This is a genomic window from Vibrio paracholerae, from assembly GCF_037672085.1.
In the GTDB taxonomy this organism is placed as follows: Bacteria; Pseudomonadota; Gammaproteobacteria; order Enterobacterales; family Vibrionaceae; genus Vibrio; species Vibrio cholerae.
In genome coordinates, this window is record NZ_JBBHLM010000001.1 from 493,181 (window position 1) to 512,422 (window position 19,242).

Below are 19,242 nucleotides of genomic sequence, written 5' to 3' on the forward strand. Positions count from 1 at the left end.
ATGGATAAACTACTGACTAAACTCGCGACTGCTATCGTCTATTTGTTTCTCACCATCAATGCCATCCTCGTTTTAGGACCCGTGTTGTGGACGGTTTTAGCCTCCTTTAAGCCGGGCAATAACCTCTTCAGCTCCTCATTTGGTGAGTTCGCTTTTACGCTCGACCATTACAAAGCTCTGTTTACCGATACACCGTATTTAGAGTGGTACAAAAACACCTTCTTGCTTGCTACCGCAAACATGTTGATCTCACTGGTAGTGGTTACCATGACAGCCTTTGTCTTCTCACGTTATCGCTTTCAAGGGAAACGCAACGTATTGATGAGCATTTTGGTGTTGCAAATGTTTCCCGCTTTTTTATCGATGACGGCGATTTACATTCTGTTGTCAAAAATGGGCTTAATCGATACCTATATAGGCTTGCTATTCGTTTATGTCACAGGCTCCCTGCCATTTATGACTTGGCTAGTGAAAGGTTATTTTGATGCCATACCTACCTCTCTAGATGAAGCGGCCAAAATCGATGGCGCAGGGCACATGACCATTTTCCTTGAGATTATTTTGCCGTTGGCTAAACCAATTTTAGTGTTTGTCGCTTTGGTCTCTTTTACCGGGCCTTGGATGGATTTTATTTTGCCAACGCTGATTTTACGCAGCGAAGAGAAGATGACTCTCGCTATCGGCATCTTCAGTTGGATCACATCCAACTCAGCGGAAAACTTCACTCTCTTTGCCGCAGGCTCGCTACTGGTCGCGGTACCGATCACCCTACTGTTTGTTATCACACAAAAACACATCACCACTGGCTTAGTCAGTGGCGCAGTAAAAGAATAATTATCAGGAACTATTATGATTACAAGAAGCTCATTAACTCACTTGGCAAAAAGCGCAGACAGCTATGCTTACGACAACAATACACTGCATATTCGCTTTCGCAGTGCTAAAGGCGAAGTCGACCGCGTAACGTTATGGATTGGCGATCCCTACATCTGGGCGAAAGGCGGATTAGACGGCGGCAATTTAGGAGGAAGTGACGCCCACGGCTGGATTGGTGGCACCGAAGTACCCATGTATTTAGAAGGCCAAAGTGAACATCATGACCATTGGTTTGCTTCCTTTGTTCCACCGAAAAAGCGTAGCCGTTACGGTTTTATCCTGCATGGTAAAGAGGGGGAAAAACTGCTGTTTGGTGAAAAACGCTGTGTGGATATTCAGGACAAGCGACAAGCAGATATTGAGCTGAGCAATTTAAGCAACTTTTTTTGTTTTCCTTACATCAACCCAAAAGACGTTTTAAAAACGCCAGAATGGGTACGCAGCACCATCTGGTACCAAATTTTCCCTGAACGTTTTCACAATGGACGGCCAGAGATTTCACCACCGCAAGTTGAGCCTTGGGGAAGCACACCAACCCGTCACAATTTTATGGGCGGTGATCTGTGGGGCGTTATTGAAAAATTGAATTACTTACAAGATCTTGGTGTCAACGGACTCTATTTTTGCCCCATTTTTACGGCTAATGCTAACCATAAATATGACACGATTGATTACTACAACGTCGATCCACATTTTGGCGGTAATGAGGCGTTTCGCGCTTTGGTGCAAGAGGCTCATCGTCGCGGTATGAAAGTGATGTTAGATGCGGTATTCAACCATATTGGCCACCAGTCACCACTATGGTTGGACGTGGTAGAAAAAGGGGCTAAGTCTCGCTACGCCGACTGGTTCTGGATCAAACAATTCCCTGTGTATCCGGATAAACCTAAGTCTGAGTGGGACTTTAGTAACCTCAATTATGAAACGTTTGCCAACGTAGCAGAAATGCCCAAGTTAAATACCGAAAATCCTGAATGTCGCGCTTACCTTTTGGATGTAGCACGCCACTGGATTGAAGAGTTTGATATCGATGGATGGCGACTGGACGTGGCGAATGAAGTTGATCACGACTTTTGGCGCGATTTCCGCCGTTTAGTCAAAGGCATAAAACCTGATTGCTACATCTTGGGCGAAATATGGCATGAAGGCATGCCTTGGTTGCGTGGAGATCAATACGACTCGCTGATGAATTACCCGCTCACACAAGCGATCACAGACTTTTTTGCGCTGGGTACCGATGATAAAACACGCTTTATTCACTCAGTGACCCACTCTTACCTTGCTTATCCGCGCAATGTAAACGAAGCGATGTTTAATCTGCTGGAAAGTCACGACACCACGCGTCTGATTAGTTTGTGTGGCGGTGATAAACGCAAAGCGAAACTGGCTTATCTGTTCATGTTCACGCAAGTCGGATCACCCTGTATTTACTATGGTGGCGAAATCGGCATGGATGGACAAAAAGGTATCGGCTTAGAACTTAACCGAAAATGCATGGTTTGGGATGAGGAGCAGCAAGATATTGAATTTAAATCTTTTATACAAAAGCTTATCCAGCTTCGCCAAGCCTATCCGGAATGTAACCACCCCTATCTAGAATGGATTGATGTAGCACATCCTCATGTCGTTGCCTTCCGCAAAGGCTCACTACAAGTGGTGATCAACAATAGCGATAGAGAAGCAGTGTGCACCGTGAATGGCAGCGAACTCACTCTTCCTGCATTTGGCTTTGAATTGCGGGATCTTCAGACGTTACAAGTGCTATGAAATTAGGGTTTTCTGTTGATTCCAAGTGGATATGGAGCATGCTCATCGATAACGGTGGGCAGCCTCTCTATCAAGGCCAGCTGATAGCCCCCACCAACGTACAGCAAGCCGCTGAACTTATGGTTAACATCGCTCTTAACATGCAACGCATGTTTGGATCCTTAACGCTAATTGGTATTAATTTGATGCCTGACAGCTGGCAAGGTGCATCACCTAAGGCTAAAGAAACGCTGTCTCAGTGGTTATCTACGCACCTTACCGTTCCCTATCAAATCTTAAATCCGGCTGTGATTGCACTAGCGCAAATACAGCCGCTACCTGAAGGCAATACCTTAAGTGCCGTATTAGACGATGGCTGCGAGTTGTACGTAACTGATCAATTCAATCCAAACGATCCTTATCGCCACGTGCTCGATTTAAGCTGGGCACATAAGCCACTAAAAGGATATCAAAGCTTAATTGATGGGCTGACGCCCCTTTGTACTTGCGGTAGTGATGAATGCATTCGTCAATACTTATCGCGCAAAGGGCTGGAGCGCCAATATCATCAGCTCTCTTTACAACATTGCACCGCGAGCGAAATTATTCAAAATGTTGATCAAAACCAAGCATGGTCAACCCGTATCTATCGCATCTGGATTGATCAGCTCGCTCGCGCTCTATCCGATGCGATCATTCACTTCAAACCCAAGCTGCTCATCTTAAGTGGCCGTTTAATCCAACACCCTGATTTAGGCTTAACTCTCAGAAGCGCCTTAAGTCGCTACTGTCTATCGGACGCTCTACCAAAAATCGTGTGTCTGAATAGTGAGGGATACGATTTTGCCAAAGGCTCAGTCTCGATGTACACCGTAAATTGTGCACAACTCCCTACATTCACCTCATGATGAGTGGTAACCTTGACAGGAAAATTCGTGTGAATCATTACCGAGGAACCCCCGTGACCGAGCTGGTAACAAAACTGATGGACTTTGGCTTTACCAAAACCGATGCCTTGGTTTATATCAATTTACTCAAAAATGGCCGCGCCAGTGGTTATAAAATTGCCAAAGATATTTCACTTTCTCGCTCATCTGTCTATTCGTCGATTGATAACTTGTACAAGAATGGCTGCATTTTTATGTCTGATGGTGAGACAAAAGAATACGAAGCGAAATCACCCGATTTGATTTTTAGCCAGATTGAGAAAAAAACCATAGAAAACATTCAGATCCTGAAAAAAGAACTCTCACGGATGATGCTTCAGGAAGAGAAAGAATTTATCTACAACGTGTCAGGGTTTGAAAACCTGTTGCAAAAAGCACGAGAAATGCTCAACTTGGCGCAAATCGAGGTCTACCTCAATACCGATTTTCACCTTGATCTTATCGCCGATGAAATGTGCCAAGCCATTGAACGCGGAGTGCGAGTGATTGTTTTCTCTTTCAATCGGTTAAGTCTGCCTCATCCGAAAATCGAGCACTACTCTCGCTCCGACAATGAGGAACAACGCTACCCTTCACACCGTTTTATGTTGGTGGTGGATATGAAACAAGCCATGATGTTCTCTAACCGAGAAGAGACACAAGGGCTTTTTTCTAACAATCACTTAATGGTGAAAATGATGGCGGAACACATTCATAGTGACATCTACCTCACCGAGTATGAAAAACTCGCGCCAGAGAAGCGCTGTCGTATTGCCACAGTGCATGAGTTAGAAAACAGCATGGTGATTGATGACCGCTTAAGCTTACAAGCTCAAATAAAAGCATAAGTGGAAAAACTGAGGCGGGATAGAATCCCGCCTTTTTTATCGATACAAGAGATTGACCTGCAAAAACGAAGTCATCTGGCCATCTTACGCCAATAAAATCTCTCTCAGCTCATGCAGTGAAGTCACTTCATAATGTGGTGTAATGCCTTCTGGTTTCGGGTGCTGATGTACGTTTAACCAGCAAGTTTCGATGCCAAAATTCAAGCCACCTAAAATGTCAGAATGTGGATTATCCCCGACCATCAGTACTCGGCTTTTAGCTGGATTCCCCATACGCTCTAGCGCGTGGGCAAAAATGCCAGCATCAGGTTTAGCAATCCCGACTTCTTCAGAAATCACAATCTGATCAAAAAAATCAGTCATGCCGGTTTTAGCCAGCCGAACATCTTGTAGCTCGGTAAAACCGTTGGTAATAATGCCCAAACGCGCTTTACCTTGTAGCGCCTGCATCAACTCCTTCGCGCCCGGTAGCAAGGTGCAAATATCCGCCATGGCTTGCAAAAATGCGCTATTGAGCTCAGCTGTGGTGGTATTAAGCTTTTCAGCCCAGCCAGCAAAACGGGTATGTTTGAGCTGCGCGGCAGTAATATCGCCGTTTTGGTAATCCACCCACAGCGGTTTATTCACTTCTTGGTATTGGTGAAAATCTTGTTCGGTAAATTCCACGCCTTTGCGCGCGAACATCAGCTGCATCCCTTTAAAAGCATCGAAATGAAACAAGGTCTCGTCAGCGTCAAATAAGATCCAATCGTACTTCATGATGATCTCCTTAAAATCAGGCCGACAGTGTAGTGTTTTTCGTGGCGAATGAACATGGTTATCATTTTGTTAAACCGCCAGCAAATATGTAATTTATTTCCGTCAACCGATAGATTCGGTGACTTAGCGCAAAAAGTAGCCCGACATTTCTTTTTATAAAGAGCCGTGAAGCGATACATTGAACGGTAGAAGGAGTGGTTATGAAGCGTTTTTTCCCGTCAGCAGTGATGTTGATCCCGTTTGTGGTCAAACATTACCCCGAGCAGGAAGAGTATTCAGCGGCAGAAGATGGCGCGGAGCATGAGACTCCTTCCTCGATGGCTACAGACCATCTCACCGACACGTCTAAGGCGCATAAGCAATCTATAGAGGATTAATGTCATGAAAAAAGTTGCGGTTATTCTCAGTGGCTGTGGAGTTTTCGATGGAGCAGAGATCCACGAATCGGTGCTTGCGCTGCATGCCATCGAGAAACAAGGAGCCAGTTGGCACTGCTTTGCGCCGAATGTGCAGCAGATGCATGTCATTAACCACCTCACGAGTGAAGAGATGCCAGAAACACGCAATGTGTTGGTGGAATCTGCCCGCATTGCGCGCGGAAAAATCCAAGATGTAGCCACACTCAATGTGAATGAATTTGATGCACTTTTGCTACCGGGCGGGTTTGGAGCCGCGAAAAATCTCACCGACTTTGCGGTGAAAGGCGCACAGTGCAGTATCAACCCGGATGTAGCTGCCGCTTGCCTTGCTTTTGCGGATGCGCAAAAACCTGCGGGTTATATCTGTATTGCCCCAACCATCATCCCGATGATTTATGGCGAAGCCGCTCAAGGCACGATTGGCAATGATCACGGCACCGCAGCCGCATTTAATCAGTTGGGGGGGCAACATGTGGATTGCCCAGTGGAAGGCATCGTATTTGATGAAAGACATAAAGTACTTTCCACCCCTGCCTACATGCTGGCAGAGAATATTTCCCAAGCCGCTTGCGGTATCGAAAAATTGGTTGAGCGCCTACTGCAACTGGCTTAGTGTTTCACAAACTCAATCGATAACAATGCCCACTTTACGTGGGCATTGGTTTTTGCCCTCAGACCAACACAGAGTCGTCATTTGTTGCACAAATGAAACGGCCGCATGAATAATGCTAGGTATATAAAATTTCTGGATGACGAGATTGCGCACAACCAAACAGCGCTATACCCTTGGTAACGTAATCGGTAGCAGAAAAACGTTGGCTTCTCCTGATACCGCAGTCACCTTCAATTCAATAATTTATTCAGTTTGGAGAAAACCCAATGAGCTTACTTAAAGAGTTCAAGGCTTTTGCATCTCGTGGCAATGTAATCGACATGGCAGTCGGTATCATCATTGGTGCGGCTTTTGGCAAAATAGTGTCGTCATTTGTAGCCGATATCATTATGCCGCCAATCGGCATTATTTTAGGCGGTGTGAATTTCAGCGATCTGAGTTTCGTGTTACTTGCCGCGCAAGGTGATGCCCCTGCTGTAGTGATTGCCTACGGCAAATTTATCCAAACCGTGGTCGATTTTACGATTATCGCGTTCGCCATTTTCATGGGTTTAAAAGCAATCAATAGCTTGAAGCGTAAGGAAGAAGAAGCGCCTAAAGCCCCTGCAGCGCCAACCAAAGATCAAGAACTGCTTTCTGAAATTCGTGATTTGTTAAAAGCACAGCAAGATAAATAACTCTGGATGATTCCCCCTCTAAGGCGCTCACTTGAGCGCTTTTTTCCATTTTAGCGCGCCGAATAAGAGTAAAAATCTCGTGCTTCAATTGATCAAAATCAGCAATCCGCTAAAATCCCAATCGCTCGCAGAATTCACTCCATAAGAATCTTTACAAGCCACAATTTATCGCTATGATTTGCGCGCAAACGTTTTCCTCACCATTTTTAGCGCTCTAGATGAGGGTTTTATGCTGCCAGATATTGAAATTTGCCGCGCTACACCATTAGCGTCTATCGACACCATTGCTCAAAAAGCGGGATTGCTCGCGAATGAGTACGAAAGCCACGGCCTGCATAAAGCCAAAGTGTCACTGCATTGTCTAGAGCGATTGGCCAGCAAACCTAAAGGCAAATTCATTCTGGTCACTGCGATTACCCCAACACCACTGGGTGAAGGCAAAACCGTTACCACGATTGGTTTAGCACAAGGGTTGGCCAAACTTAATCATTCGGTCATGGCGTGCATTCGCCAGCCCTCTATGGGGCCAATTTTTGGTGTGAAAGGCGGCGCTGCAGGTGGTGGTTATTCACAGGTCGCACCAATGGAAGAACTCAACCTGCATTTAACTGGTGATATTCATGCCGTCACTGCGGCGCATAACCTTGCGGCAGCTGCGATTGATGCGCGAATTTATCACGAGCAGCGCCTCGGCTATGCAGATTTTGAGCGCCGCACCGGCATGTCAGCGCTGCGCATTGACCCCAAACAGGTCGTATGGAAACGCGTGATGGATCATAACGATCGCGCGCTGCGCATGGTGATGGTCGGCCGCAATGAACCGGGAAAAAATATTAATGGTTATGAGCGCGAAGATGGTTTCGATATCTCTGCCGCCTCCGAATTGATGGCGATTCTGGCTCTCGCCTCGGATCTACGTGATTTGCGTCGCCGCATCGGTAATGTGGTGCTAGCTTATGATTTGGACGGTAATCCGGTCACCACCGAAGATCTGAAAGTGGCTGGTGCAATGGCAGTCAGTATGAAAGAAGCCATTGAGCCGACCTTGATGCAAACTTTAGAAGGCGTCCCAACACTGATCCACGCCGGCCCATTTGCCAATATCGCGCACGGTAACTCCTCGATCATTGCCGATGAAATTGCCACTCGTTTGGCAGACTACACAGTAACCGAAGGTGGTTTTGGCTCCGATATGGGGTTTGAAAAAGCGTGCAACATCAAAGCCAAAGCATCCGGTAAAACCCCTGATTGTGCGGTGATTGTCGCCACCTTACGCGGCTTAAAAGCCAACTCAGGCCTGTATGATTTACGCCCCGGCCAAGCGGTACCGGATGCCCTATTCGCGCCAGACAGCGCCGCTTTGCAAGCCGGTTTTGCAAACTTGAAATGGCATATTGATAACGTTAACCAGTATGGTGTGCCTGCCGTGGTAGCGATTAACCGCTTCCCACAAGATTGTGCCGAAGAACTGGAACAACTGGTTAAGCTGATAGAAGCCCTACCCAACCGTGTATCGGTAGCCATTTCAGAAGGCTTTGCCAAAGGTGGTGAAGGTACCAAGCTGCTTGCCGAAAAAGTGGTTGAGCAGTGTCAACATCCAGCGAAATTCACTCACCTCTACCATTCAGGCATGCCATTGGATGAAAAACTCAAAGCGGTCGCGGTAAAAGGTTATGGCGCTGCCGAGATTGCACTGAGTGATAAAGCCGCGCAGCAATTAGCCAAACTGCAAGCCCAAGGCTTTGATCATCTTGCGGTTTGCTTGGCCAAAACACCGCTGTCGATTTCTACCGATCCCGCAATCAAAGGCGCTCCACGTGATTTTACCGTGCCGATCCGCGAGCTGCGTTTATGTGCAGGCGCCGAATTTGTTTACGCCCTGTGTGGCAGTGTGATGACCATGCCCGGCTTACCGGAAAAACCTTCCTTTATGGCGCTCGATATCGATCAGCACGGCAATATTGTCGGCCTAAGTTAATTCTCTTCCAACTTACTCCCGTGCTTCTCTTAGTAGCAGCACGGTGATTCTTTCCTAAAAACGTTTCCTCTAACACAAAGTTATCTCTGGCAAAAAGTTATCTCCAAGGCTGAAATTTCTGATCCGGTTTGCCGTTCTTTTTCTATAACTTTGTAAAGAACCAAAAGGAAATGCTCATGAAACGACTCTTTACTTGGGGAGCGCCACTTTTCGCCTTGCTGGCACTCACCCTTTCTCTGTTTAGCCAAGCTGACACCAAACCAAGTACCATCGCCTCAGCTTCAGCCAATTACCAGAAAGCGACATTGGCTGGTGGCTGCTTCTGGTGTACAGAATCGGATATGGAGAAACTTCCCGGTGTCGTGGATGTGATTTCAGGTTATGCCGGTGGAGATGTCGATGACCCGACTTATAAGCAAGTCTCATCGGGTAAAACGGGACACATCGAGGTCATTCAAGTGACGTTTGACCCGAAGATCGTCACTTATGAACAAGTGCTGGATCAGTTTTTCCGTCATATTGACCCAACCGATGACCAAGGCTCGTTTGTGGATAGAGGTGAACAATATCGCCCGGCGATTTTCTATCACAACGCCGAGCAACTTGAAGTGGCAAAACGTTTTATGATGGAGATTGACCAACTCGGCATATTCAAAAAGCCACTCAAAACCGAGTTGATTGAGTTTAAAAAGTTCTGGCCAGCAGAAGATTACCATCAGGACTACTACAAGAAGAGTAAAGTCCGTTACAACTACTATCGCTATGCTTCCGGACGCGATCAGTATTTGGATGAGATCTTCGGCGCTGACCGTAACACGCATCCGAAAACCCTTCGCCAGTGGATTGATGAGAAAAATGGGCAAGCGAACGTCAAAGCTTATGTCCGCCCATCGGATGATCAGATCCGCGCCAAACTGACTAGCTTGCAATACAAGGTGACTCAACGCGACGGTACAGAGCGCCCATTTGATAACGAGTATTGGGATAACAAAGAAGAAGGAATTTATGTCGATATCGTCTCGGGTGAACCGCTGTTCTCTTCCACCGACAAGTACGATTCCAAAACTGGTTGGCCGAGTTTCACCAAGCCGATAGATTCAAGTTACATTGTCACCAAAGACGACCGTAGCCTGTTCTACACGCGTACCGAAGTGCGTAGCCGCTTTGCCGATTCACACCTCGGCCATGTGTTTAACGATGGCCCTGCTCCAACCGGTTTACGCTATTGCATGAACTCCGCCGCGATGCGTTTCATCCCCAAACAAGAGATGGCAGCAGAAGGCTACGGTGAATATTTAGCTCTATTCAAATAACTAGCTATACCAACCCTGAAAAGCAATCAGCCCTCAATTTGAGGGCTGATTCATATTCACTTTTAAGAAAAGGAATTAACTAAGAAAATGAATTAACGCAAACCGTGTAGGAATTCCGCACGCGTTGCAGGGTTAGATTTAAAAATCCCCCCCAAAGCGGTCGTTGTGGTGACGCTGGTTGCGTCCATCACGCCGCGAGATTTCACGCAATAGTGAGTCGCATCGATGGTGACTGCCACATCATCCGACTCAAGCAACGTTTGCAGCGCAACTAAGATCTGCTGCGTCATACGCTCTTGCACCTGCGGACGCTGGGCAAAAAAGCGCACAATACGGTTAATTTTCGATAAGCCGATAATTTTGCCGCGCGGGATGTACGCCACCGCTGCCGTGCCATCGATGGTGACTAAGTGGTGTTCACAGGTACTGGTCAGCGTGATGTCTTTCACTTTAACCATCTCACTCACTTTCATCTTATTTTCGATAACGGTGATCTTGGGGAAGTTGGCATAATCCAACCCTGAGAAAATCTCATCCACATACATCTTAGCGATGCGTTGTGGGGTTTCTTCCAAACTGTCATCCGTTAAGTCCAGTCCGAGCAGGTTGAGGATCTCACGCATATGCTGTTCGATTTTTTCCTTTTTCTCTGCTGGTGTCGCCAAGTTGGGCTGCATTGGTGTTTCCAACCCTCGGCGCTCTAGCGCATCTTTCACCAACTTCGCGGATTCGCTAAGACCTGACATTCCTCTACCTCTTAAATACCCCTTTCGGATGGCTGACAAGAATACTCGGATTTAGCGACAATTACACCCCAAAATTCACGTGGATTCTGCATCGTAGAAGGATTCTGTGCTACAGTTTGCCGCAAAAGAACAACAACATAGGACATTCCCGATGGGCTGTTGCGATGCTCCCGGCTTAATGCCGATTGAAGATGCACTTGAGAAAATGCTGTCACGTATTCAACCCGTGCAAACCACTTTACGTTTGCCTCTGCCTGAGGCGCTCGGCTATGTGCTCGCCGAGGCGATCTTATCGCCCATTCATGTGCCACCGTTTGATAACTCAGCGATGGATGGTTATGCCGTCCGTCGCGCTGAACTTGCGCAGCAAAAGCCGTTGCCCGTTGCAGGAAAATCGTTTGCTGGTCAACCCTTTACAGAAGAATGGCCGCCAATGACCTGCGTGCGCATTATGACGGGTGCACAAATCCCTGCCGGTTGTGATGCGGTGATCATGCAAGAGCAAGCAACCATCACCGAAGAAGGTGTCGTGTTCTGCCAGCATGAGGTCAAACTCAATGACAACATTCGCCCAACCGGTGATGACATTCGCCAAAACGATGTGGTGCTGGAACGCGGTGCACGCTTAACCGCACGTGATATCCCGATGATTGCGACTCTCGGCATTAGCCATGTCACCGTCTATCGCAAACCGAAAGTCGCGTTTTTCTCCACCGGAGATGAGCTCAAGCCACTCGGTGAACCGCTGCAAGCCGGACAAATTTACGACAGCAATCGCTACGGCATTAAACCCTTGATTGAAAACTTCGGCTGCGAAGCGATTGATCTCGGCATAGTGCCAGATTGCCCTGCCACTCTGAAAGCCACGTTTGAACAAGCGCAAAGCTTGGCGGATGTGGTGGTCACCTCCGGTGGCGTCAGCGTGGGTGAAGCCGATTACACCAAAGATATTTTGGAAGAGCTGGGTGAAATCGGTTTTTGGAAACTGGCGATAAAACCAGGTAAACCTTTTGCATTTGGCGCGCTGCAAAATGCATGGTTCTGCGGTCTGCCGGGCAATCCGGTTTCCGCGGTGCTGACCATGTACGTGCTCGTACAACCTATGGTTGCCAAATTGGCAGGACACAGCGCTTGGCAAGCCCCGGAATCGATCCCGGCGATCACGCGTAGCCCCTTTAAAAAAGCACCGGGACGGACGGATTTCCAACGCGGCATTTACCGCATTGAAAATGGTCAATTCGTGGTGGAAAGCACAGGCAACCAAAGCTCTGGCGCGTTCCGATCAATGAGCTTGGCTAACTGCTTTGTGGTGCTTGAGCGTGAACGTGGCCGCGTGGAAGTCGGCGAAACGGTTCAAATCCAACTGTTTAACCCAACCCTGTACTAGGAGTGATGGTGGATATTCTCAGCGATGCAGAAATGCTGCGTTACAACCGACAGATCATTCTCAAAGCGTTTGATTTTGAAGGACAAGAGAAACTAAAGCAGAGCTCAGTGCTGATCCTCGGTGCAGGTGGTTTGGGCTGCGCGAGTGGCCAATACCTAGCGACCGCGGGGATCGGTCACATCACATTGATTGATGATGATGTGGTTGAACTCTCTAACCTCCAGCGTCAAGTGCTACACCATGATGCGGATATTGGCCGCGCGAAAGTCGATTCAGCGGCTGATTCGCTGCGTCTGCTCAATCCGCATCTTCAGGTTGAGACGATCCAAGCACGTTTGAGTGATGACGAATTGGACGCGCTGATTGCACGCCACGATCTGGTGCTGGATGCTTGCGATAATGTGGGCACACGTAACCAGCTCAATCGCCTCTGCTTTAAACATAAAACACCGCTGGTTTCCGGTGCGGCGATTCGTATGGAAGGCCAAGTGAGCGTGTTTAAGTATCAAGATCCCGCGCAGCCTTGCTATCAATGCTTAAGCGCCCTATTCGGCTCATCGGCACTCAGTTGTGTTGAAGCGGGCATAATGGCTCCAGTGGTAGGCATTATTGGTGCTGTTCAGGCGATGGAAGCGATTAAGGTGTTGACCGGTTTGGGGACACCTAAGCAAGGTAAGATCTTGATTCTTGACGCGATGAGCATGTCATGGCGTGAAATGAACCTGATGCAGCTACCTCAGTGTCCAGTTTGCCACCCGCAAAGCTAACGTCTGCTGTATTAACGTCACAATTTTGCGACGCTGACACGGTCTGGCTACCCATTCTGTGCCAGATGGCGAAGTTAAATCCTCTAAAGCCGACTAAAGTTATACCCACATGACTTGGAGTTGCAGCTAATACCCTGCAGCTTCAAGCATGGTGGGAATAAGATCAAATAGAGGAGCTGAGCCATGTCCAATCTCAACGTTTTGGAAATTAAATCTTTCGTTCCCGCTCAGGACTTCACCACGTCCAAACAGTTTTACTTATCCCTCGGTTTTGAACTGATTACAGAATTTGGCGATGTGGCTTATTTGCGTTTAGGCCAATGCGCCTTTTTGCTGCAAAACACCCATCAGCGCCCCCATCAAGGCAACACCATGATGCATCTGTTAGTGGAAGATGCGCAAAGCTGGTTCGATCACGTCAAAACGTTGCAATTGGAAGAACGTTTTGAAAGCAAAGTGACTGATCTCATCACTCAACCTTGGGGCATGTTGGAGTTTTGTTTGGTTGACCCGAGTGATGTTCTGTGGCGTATTGGTCAACGTATTGGGTAATCACAAAAATAAGGAATAACAATGACCTCCCCACTCGTCACGGCGCAATGGCTGCAACAACATCTGCACGACCCCAATTTGGTGATCCTCGATAGCAGCATCGAGTTTCAAATTCCAACCGAGTCTGAAAAAGATTGGGTCAACAAGATCCCTAATGCGCAGCGCTTTGATTACGACAAAGTCTTTTGCGACCCTGATTCGCCCTTGCCGCACATGATGCCTTCTGAGGAGCGTTTTAACACTCTCGCTCGCGAACTGGGTATCAACCAAGATTCCTTTATTGTGGTGTACGACAACAGCGGCACGTTTGCCTCTCCCCGAGCATGGTGGATGTTCAAGGCCATGGGACATCACAAGGTGTATATCCTCAATGGCGGATTAACCGAATGGAAGGTTCAGGGTTACAACGTCACTCAAAACTATCGTGAACCCACACCAAAAGGGAACTTTGACGGCAAACTCAACCCACAAGCCTTTGTTGATGCGAGTTATGTTCTCAAACAGATCGATAATCCACATAGCCAAACCATTGATGCACGTGGATTAGCGCGCTTTTTCGGTGAAGTGCCAGAACCTCGCCCCGGCGTGCGCAGTGGGCATATTCCCGGCTCATCCTGCTTGCCTTTTGCAGAGCTCATCACTGGTCACAAGCTAAAAGAGCAAGCCGAGTTACCCCCGCTACTGACTCATATGTTGCCCGACACCGCCCAAGAGTATCTGTTTAGCTGTGGCTCAGGCGTGACCGCATGTATTGTGCTGCTCGCGGCGTATGTGTGCGGCTATCAAAACCTCTCGGTTTACGATGGTTCGTGGACAGAATGGGGACAACGGCAAGATCTGCCGATTGAGTAATGTCTAAGTCGTTAGAGTGCAGCGGAGCTCGCTGCACTTCTTTTCTACAGAAATTGGCCTACAAAATATCCATTAAATAGCGATTTAAGACGCAGATAATGCCGTTTGCATCTGTTCATCTAAGTTGAGTACGGTCAAAGCGTTACTCACGCTAGTCGCAATCACATCAATCGCGCCGGTGCGCAGTGCGCCCAAAAGAGCAAGCGGTTTACTGTTTTCTGCGGCAATTGCGATCACTTCAGCAATTGGGCGGAACTCGTCAATCCCCAAGCCAATCACGCGGTCATTCATCACGGTATTGGCGATGCGCCCGTGCACATCAAAAAAATCATGCCCGGCGAAATCCCCGACCACACCTTGGTTCAGGCGTGATTGCACCACCTCTTCCGGCGTAAACCAGCCAAGGTCAACCATGTAGCTGTTTTCACTCATATCACCAATTCCGACCAGTGCGATATCCGCTTTACGAGCAAGGTCGAGGGTTTGCTTCACCGTACTGTTTTGCATGAATACCCGTTTCTGCTCCGGGTTTTCTGCGTAAGCTGGCGCGTACAAGGTTTCCGAGCTGCCGCCGTATTTTTTTGCGAGTTGGCGACAAATGTGGTCAGCGTTAAACATACCGCCACGTGGGTGAATGCCGCCGATGCTGCACACAAATTTGCAATCTCGCGGCGTGATCACCCCAACATGATGTGCTACGGCCGACACATTACGCCCCTGCCCAACCGTCACCACCATGCCGTTTTTTAGCGTGCTGGTGAGATAGTTGGATACCAAGCCAGCGACTTGTTGGCGCTGTGCTTCATCATTGGGTTGATCAAGGGCAATCAAGGCGCGGCGCACGCCAAAACGCTCAATCAAGCGCTGCTCGATTTTGGCGCTGAACACCGGATGGTATTTCACAGTAATTTCAACAATCCCCTCATCACGGGCTTGCTTGAGCAACCGCCCCACTTTGGCGCGTGAAATGGTGTATTTTTTGGAAATCTCTTCCTGTGTTGCACCATCTTGATAATAAGAGACGGCGATTTCAGTCAGCAGATCGGTACTTTCAACCGAAATCTCTGGAATTTGGCTCATGGGCTATCCTTCTATGGCAGCGGCCTTGCATGCCGCAGCACTCAACATTGCGCTCAACATTCAGCTCAACATCAGTATGCGCGCTATGTTACTCGCCTTTTTGGAGTGAGCAAATGATCTTAGTCATAACATTTTCTCAGTGTGGTTTTCTCACCTTTGATGGATAGCCCATGGTGAGGCCAAATTTGAGCAAACGATTTAATGTCAACAAGGGCTGCGAAGGCGAAAAAAAACTCCGCTCAACGCGTCATAAACCGGGTTGTTGAATTGACTTTCCCTACAGATAGGATAAATATGGCTCCATCATTTACTCAGCGAACGAGCAAATGTTCAGAGCAAAAGTTCGGGCGCTGAAAATTTTGCATTTACTGGCTCGCACTCTCTAAATCAACCCAAACTACTTGGAGGTGCAGGTAGGCGGCAAGTGAGTTCATCCCCATGAGCATAGATGCACTATGTGATTGGGGTGAACGAACGTAGCCAACACCGCTGCAGTTTCAAATAGGAAGGGTATAAAGTGATTGAGTCATTCAACTGCTTGCCCTATCTGACCCTCATCGGCAGATAAGCCCAACGAAATAGGACGATCGAAATGAGCAATAAATTAGCGCAACTTCGTAAACTGACCACAGTCGTGGCCGACACTGGTGAAATTGATGCGATCAAAAAATACCAGCCAGAAGACGCAACCACTAACCCTTCTCTGATTCTAAAAGCTGCGCAGATTGCTGAATACGCACCTCTGATTGATCAAGCTATCGCCTACGCAAAAACTCAAAGCAACGACAAAGCACAACAAGTACAAGACACTTGTGACATGCTGGCGGTCAACATCGGTAAAGAAATCCTAAAAACCATTCCGGGTCGTATTTCGACTGAAGTTGACGCGCGTCTTTCTTACGACACCGAGCGCAGCGTAGCGAAAGCACGTCAGCTAGTAAAAATGTACAACGATGCGGGCATCAGCAACGATCGTATCCTGATCAAACTGGCTTCTACTTGGGAAGGTATCCGCGCGGCGGAAATTCTTGAGAAAGAAGGCATCAACTGTAACCTGACTCTGCTGTTCTCTTTCGCACAAGCGCGTGCGTGTGCTGAAGCAGGTGTGTTCCTGATCTCTCCATTCGTTGGCCGTATCATGGACTGGTACAAAGCTAAAGAAGGTCGTGATTTCGCGGCAAGCGAAGATCCAGGCGTACTGTCAGTGACCAAGATCTACAACTACTACAAAGAGCACGGCTACAAAACTGTCGTGATGGGCGCAAGCTTCCGTAACATTGGCGAGATCCTAGAACTGGCTGGCTGTGACCGCCTGACTATCGCACCTTCGCTACTCGCTGAGCTTGAAGCGGCTGAAGGCGAATTGGTTGCAAAACTGGTTGACTCAAAAGGCTCTAAAGCTCGCCCTGCTCCAATGACGCACAGCGAATTCCTGTGGGAACACAACCTAGACGCTATGGCCGTTGAGAAACTGGCTGAAGGCATCCGTAACTTCGCGGTTGACCAAGGCAAACTGGAAGCGATGATCGCGGCTAAGCTGTAATCCTGATTTTGAAGCGAGCTCCGGCTCGCTTCTTTCTGCTTTTTATTTTTGTTGAACGCACTCCGTTCAACCTCCTTTATTGAAATGAGTAACACTATGAATCGCAAACAACTTGCCAATGCTATCCGCGCCCTGAGCATGGACGGCGTCCAAAAAGCTAACTCTGGCCACCCGGGAGCCCCAATGGGCATGGCGGACATCGCCGAAGTGCTGTGGCGTTCACACTTAAACCACAACCCACAAAACCCAAATTGGGCTGACCGCGACCGTTTCGTACTGTCTAACGGCCACGGCTCTATGCTGATTTACTCGCTGCTGCACCTGAGCGGCTACGAGCTGTCGATTGACGATTTGAAAAACTTCCGTCAACTGCACTCAAAAACACCGGGTCACCCAGAATATGGTTACGCACCGGGCATCGAAACCACTACTGGCCCACTAGGCCAAGGCATCACCAATGCCGTAGGTATGGCGATTGCTGAAAAAGCTCTGGCAGCGCAGTTCAACAAACCGGGTCACGACATCGTTGACCACTTCACTTATGTGTTCATGGGTGACGGCTGTTTGATGGAAGGTATCTCGCACGAAGCGTGTTCACTGGCGGGTACACTTGGCCTTGGCAAACTGATTGCATTCTGGGATGACAACGGTATTTCTATTGATGGTCACGTGGAAGGCTGGTTCTCAGACGACACACCAAAACGTTTTGAAGCCTACGGCTGGCATGTGATCCCTGCGGTTGATGGCCACGATGCAGATGCGATTAACGCTGCGATTGAAGCGGCGAAAGCAGAAACCTCTCGCCCAACGCTGATTTGTACCAAAACCATCATCGGTTTCGGCTCTCCAAATAAAGCGGGCTCACACGACTGTCACGGTGCGCCTCTGGGCAACGATGAAATCAAAGCCGCCCGTGAATTCTTGGGTTGGGAATACGCTCCATTTGAAATCCCAGCGGACATCTACGCAGCGTGGGATGCAAAACCAGCAGGCGCAAGTAAAGAAGCCGCTTGGGATGAGAAATTCGCGGCTTACGCGAAAGCTTACCCAGCCGAAGCTGCTGAATATAAACGCCGCGTAGCAGGCGAGCTGCCAGCGAATTGGGAAGCGGCAACCAGCGAAATTATCGCTAACCTGCAAGCTAACCCTGCCAATATCGCATCGCGTAAAGCATCACAAAACGCGTTGGAAGCGTTCGGCAAACTGCTGCCAGAATTTATGGGCGGCTCAGCTGACTTGGCGCCTTCTAACCTCACCATGTGGTCTGGCTCTAAGTCTCTCACAGCAGAAGATTTCTCCGGCAACTACATCCACTACGGTGTGCGTGAGTTTGGTATGACGGCCATCATCAACGGTATCGCGCTGCACGGTGGCTTTGTGCCTTATGGTGCAACCTTCCTGATGTTTATGGAATACGCGCGTAACGCGATGCGTATGGCGGCACTGATGAAAGTGCAAAACATCCAAGTGTACACCCACGACTCTATCGGTCTGGGTGAAGATGGTCCAACCCACCAACCGGTTGAGCAAATCGCTTCCCTGCGTATGACACCAAACATGAGCACATGGCGTCCATGTGACCAAGTGGAATCGGCAATGGCTTGGAAACTGGCGATTGAGCGTAAAGATGCGCCATCTGCGCTGATTTTCTCGCGTCAAAACCTCGCGCAGCAACCACGCAGCGCTGAGCAAGTCGCGAACATCGCTAAGGGTGGTTACATCCTGAAAGAGTGTGCAGGCCAACCTGAGCTTATCCTGATTGCGACTGGCTCTGAAGTGGAACTGGCGGTTGCCGCTTACGAGCAACTGAGCGCCGAAGGCAAAGCGGTTCGCGTGGTCTCTATGCCATCGACCGACGCATTTGATAAGCAAGATGCAGCCTACCGTGAAGCGGTACTGCCAGCGGCAGTCACCAAGCGTATCGCGATTGAAGCCGGTATTGCCGACTTCTGGTACAAGTATGTTGGCTTTGGTGGTCGCATCATCGGTATGACCAGCTTTGGTGAATCCGCACCTGCGGGTGAGCTGTTCAAACTGTTTGGTTTCACGACTGAAAACGTAGTGAAACAAGCCAAAGAACTGCTGGCGTAATTAAAAGCGATTTATTTCAAAGTTACGCAAAGAAAGTTACGCAAAGAAAAATCGATGATAAAAAATCCC

At 48.4% G+C, this 19,242-nt stretch carries 18 protein-coding genes; 15 read left to right on the forward strand and 3 right to left on the reverse strand.

Going from position 1 to position 19,242, the window contains the following annotated elements; translation table 11 throughout:
• From R4537_RS02315 to R4537_RS02330, 4 genes are read left to right on the forward strand one after another with little or no spacing between them, the layout of a single operon-like run.
• Nucleotides 1–834 carry a sugar ABC transporter permease gene (locus R4537_RS02315; protein WP_000359543.1) on the forward strand — a complete coding sequence of 278 codons (834 nt, stop codon included), beginning with the start codon at nucleotides 1–3 and terminating at the stop codon, nucleotides 832–834.
• 15 nt (nucleotides 835–849) lie between these two features.
• Nucleotides 850–2,643, forward strand: a complete 1,794-nt coding sequence (locus tag R4537_RS02320) for a glycoside hydrolase family 13 protein (protein ID WP_071178111.1) — start codon at nucleotides 850–852, stop codon at nucleotides 2,641–2,643.
• A 38-nt stretch (nucleotides 2,644–2,681) separates the two neighbouring features.
• The gene (locus tag R4537_RS02325; RefSeq protein WP_071178112.1) at nucleotides 2,682–3,530 is read left to right on the forward strand and encodes an ROK family protein; all 849 of its coding nucleotides are present in this window, start codon (nucleotides 2,682–2,684) and stop codon (nucleotides 3,528–3,530) included.
• A gap of 53 nt (nucleotides 3,531–3,583) precedes the next feature.
• Nucleotides 3,584–4,396 (forward strand): TrmB family transcriptional regulator, encoded by an 813-nt coding sequence (locus R4537_RS02330; RefSeq protein WP_000138029.1) that lies wholly within the window; start codon nucleotides 3,584–3,586, stop codon nucleotides 4,394–4,396.
• 84 nt (nucleotides 4,397–4,480) lie between these two features.
• Here the strand turns inward: R4537_RS02330 and yjjG are convergent, their stop codons facing one another.
• Nucleotides 4,481–5,155: a pyrimidine 5'-nucleotidase gene (yjjG, locus tag R4537_RS02335; protein WP_071178113.1), complete on the reverse strand. Its 675-nt coding sequence runs from the start codon at nucleotides 5,153–5,155 to the stop codon at nucleotides 4,481–4,483.
• Between the two features lie 200 nt (nucleotides 5,156–5,355).
• On the opposite strand from yjjG, the gene R4537_RS02340 reads away from it, so the two are divergent.
• The 5 genes from R4537_RS02340 to msrB all read left to right on the forward strand — a co-directional run bounded on the left by R4537_RS02340 (nucleotide 5,356) and on the right by msrB (nucleotide 10,155).
• Nucleotides 5,356–5,532, forward strand: a complete 177-nt coding sequence (locus tag R4537_RS02340) for a hypothetical protein (protein WP_071178114.1) — start codon at nucleotides 5,356–5,358, stop codon at nucleotides 5,530–5,532.
• Nucleotides 5,533–5,536: 4 nt separating this feature from the next.
• Nucleotides 5,537–6,187 (forward strand): isoprenoid biosynthesis glyoxalase ElbB, encoded by a 651-nt coding sequence (gene elbB, locus R4537_RS02345; protein ID WP_071178115.1) that lies wholly within the window; start codon nucleotides 5,537–5,539, stop codon nucleotides 6,185–6,187.
• Nucleotides 6,188–6,453: 266 nt separating this feature from the next.
• A complete protein-coding gene (gene mscL, locus R4537_RS02350; protein ID WP_000054762.1) occupies nucleotides 6,454–6,864 on the forward strand; it encodes a large-conductance mechanosensitive channel protein MscL in 411 nt (136 codons plus the stop codon).
• 229 nt (nucleotides 6,865–7,093) lie between these two features.
• Nucleotides 7,094–8,842: a formate--tetrahydrofolate ligase gene (locus tag R4537_RS02355; RefSeq protein WP_071178116.1), complete on the forward strand. Its 1,749-nt coding sequence runs from the start codon at nucleotides 7,094–7,096 to the stop codon at nucleotides 8,840–8,842.
• A 176-nt stretch (nucleotides 8,843–9,018) separates the two neighbouring features.
• Complete coding sequence (gene msrB / locus R4537_RS02360) at nucleotides 9,019–10,155, forward strand: peptide-methionine (R)-S-oxide reductase MsrB (RefSeq protein WP_071178117.1); 1,137 nt, start codon at nucleotides 9,019–9,021, stop codon at nucleotides 10,153–10,155.
• A 92-nt stretch (nucleotides 10,156–10,247) separates the two neighbouring features.
• Here msrB and folE read toward each other — a convergent pair whose 3' ends face one another.
• On the reverse strand, nucleotides 10,248–10,901 hold the full coding sequence (folE, locus tag R4537_RS02365; RefSeq protein ID WP_000016195.1) for a GTP cyclohydrolase I FolE: 654 nt from the start codon (nucleotides 10,899–10,901) through the stop codon (nucleotides 10,248–10,250).
• Between the two features lie 151 nt (nucleotides 10,902–11,052).
• Between folE and moeA the strand changes: the two genes are divergently transcribed.
• The 4 genes from moeA to sseA all read left to right on the forward strand — a co-directional run bounded on the left by moeA (nucleotide 11,053) and on the right by sseA (nucleotide 14,459).
• Nucleotides 11,053–12,288: a molybdopterin molybdotransferase MoeA gene (gene moeA / locus R4537_RS02370; RefSeq protein ID WP_071178118.1), complete on the forward strand. Its 1,236-nt coding sequence runs from the start codon at nucleotides 11,053–11,055 to the stop codon at nucleotides 12,286–12,288.
• Nucleotides 12,289–12,296: 8 nt separating this feature from the next.
• Nucleotides 12,297–13,055 carry a molybdopterin-synthase adenylyltransferase MoeB gene (moeB, locus tag R4537_RS02375; protein ID WP_071178121.1) on the forward strand — a complete coding sequence of 253 codons (759 nt, stop codon included), beginning with the start codon at nucleotides 12,297–12,299 and terminating at the stop codon, nucleotides 13,053–13,055.
• Nucleotides 13,056–13,238: 183 nt separating this feature from the next.
• Entirely contained in the window at nucleotides 13,239–13,607 is a 369-nt protein-coding gene (locus R4537_RS02380; RefSeq protein ID WP_000067608.1) for a VOC family protein, read from the forward strand.
• Between the two features lie 21 nt (nucleotides 13,608–13,628).
• Nucleotides 13,629–14,459 (forward strand): 3-mercaptopyruvate sulfurtransferase, encoded by an 831-nt coding sequence (sseA, locus tag R4537_RS02385; protein ID WP_071178119.1) that lies wholly within the window; start codon nucleotides 13,629–13,631, stop codon nucleotides 14,457–14,459.
• A gap of 84 nt (nucleotides 14,460–14,543) precedes the next feature.
• Here sseA and R4537_RS02390 read toward each other — a convergent pair whose 3' ends face one another.
• Entirely contained in the window at nucleotides 14,544–15,539 is a 996-nt protein-coding gene (locus R4537_RS02390; protein WP_000078373.1) for a sugar-binding transcriptional regulator, read from the reverse strand.
• Between the two features lie 592 nt (nucleotides 15,540–16,131).
• Here R4537_RS02390 and tal point away from each other — a divergent pair.
• Nucleotides 16,132–17,082 (forward strand): transaldolase, encoded by a 951-nt coding sequence (gene tal, locus R4537_RS02395; RefSeq protein WP_000066347.1) that lies wholly within the window; start codon nucleotides 16,132–16,134, stop codon nucleotides 17,080–17,082.
• 96 nt (nucleotides 17,083–17,178) lie between these two features.
• Entirely contained in the window at nucleotides 17,179–19,173 is a 1,995-nt protein-coding gene (gene tkt / locus R4537_RS02400) for a transketolase (protein ID WP_071178871.1), read from the forward strand.
• Nucleotides 19,174–19,242 lie beyond the last annotated feature (69 nt).

Excerpts from the sequence above, each read along its gene's own strand:
- R4537_RS02315 (WP_000359543.1), top strand. The coding sequence starts at position 1 with ATGGATAAACTACTGACTAAACTCGCGACTGCTATCGTCTATTTGTTT.
- R4537_RS02320 (WP_071178111.1), top strand. The coding sequence starts at position 850 with ATGATTACAAGAAGCTCATTAACTCACTTGGCAAAAAGCGCAGACAGC.
- R4537_RS02325 (WP_071178112.1), top strand. The coding sequence starts at position 2,682 with ATGCTCATCGATAACGGTGGGCAGCCTCTCTATCAAGGCCAGCTGATA.
- yjjG (WP_071178113.1), bottom strand. The coding sequence starts at position 5,155 with ATGAAGTACGATTGGATCTTATTTGACGCTGACGAGACCTTGTTTCAT.
- R4537_RS02340 (WP_071178114.1), top strand. The coding sequence starts at position 5,356 with ATGAAGCGTTTTTTCCCGTCAGCAGTGATGTTGATCCCGTTTGTGGTC.
- elbB (WP_071178115.1), top strand. The coding sequence starts at position 5,537 with ATGAAAAAAGTTGCGGTTATTCTCAGTGGCTGTGGAGTTTTCGATGGA.
- mscL (WP_000054762.1), top strand. The coding sequence starts at position 6,454 with ATGAGCTTACTTAAAGAGTTCAAGGCTTTTGCATCTCGTGGCAATGTA.
- R4537_RS02355 (WP_071178116.1), top strand. The coding sequence starts at position 7,094 with ATGCTGCCAGATATTGAAATTTGCCGCGCTACACCATTAGCGTCTATC.
- msrB (WP_071178117.1), top strand. The coding sequence starts at position 9,019 with ATGAAACGACTCTTTACTTGGGGAGCGCCACTTTTCGCCTTGCTGGCA.
- folE (WP_000016195.1), bottom strand. The coding sequence starts at position 10,901 with ATGTCAGGTCTTAGCGAATCCGCGAAGTTGGTGAAAGATGCGCTAGAG.
- moeA (WP_071178118.1), top strand. The coding sequence starts at position 11,053 with ATGGGCTGTTGCGATGCTCCCGGCTTAATGCCGATTGAAGATGCACTT.
- R4537_RS02380 (WP_000067608.1), top strand. The coding sequence starts at position 13,239 with ATGTCCAATCTCAACGTTTTGGAAATTAAATCTTTCGTTCCCGCTCAG.
- sseA (WP_071178119.1), top strand. The coding sequence starts at position 13,629 with ATGACCTCCCCACTCGTCACGGCGCAATGGCTGCAACAACATCTGCAC.
- R4537_RS02390 (WP_000078373.1), bottom strand. The coding sequence starts at position 15,539 with ATGAGCCAAATTCCAGAGATTTCGGTTGAAAGTACCGATCTGCTGACT.
- tal (WP_000066347.1), top strand. The coding sequence starts at position 16,132 with ATGAGCAATAAATTAGCGCAACTTCGTAAACTGACCACAGTCGTGGCC.
- tkt (WP_071178871.1), top strand. The coding sequence starts at position 17,179 with ATGAATCGCAAACAACTTGCCAATGCTATCCGCGCCCTGAGCATGGAC.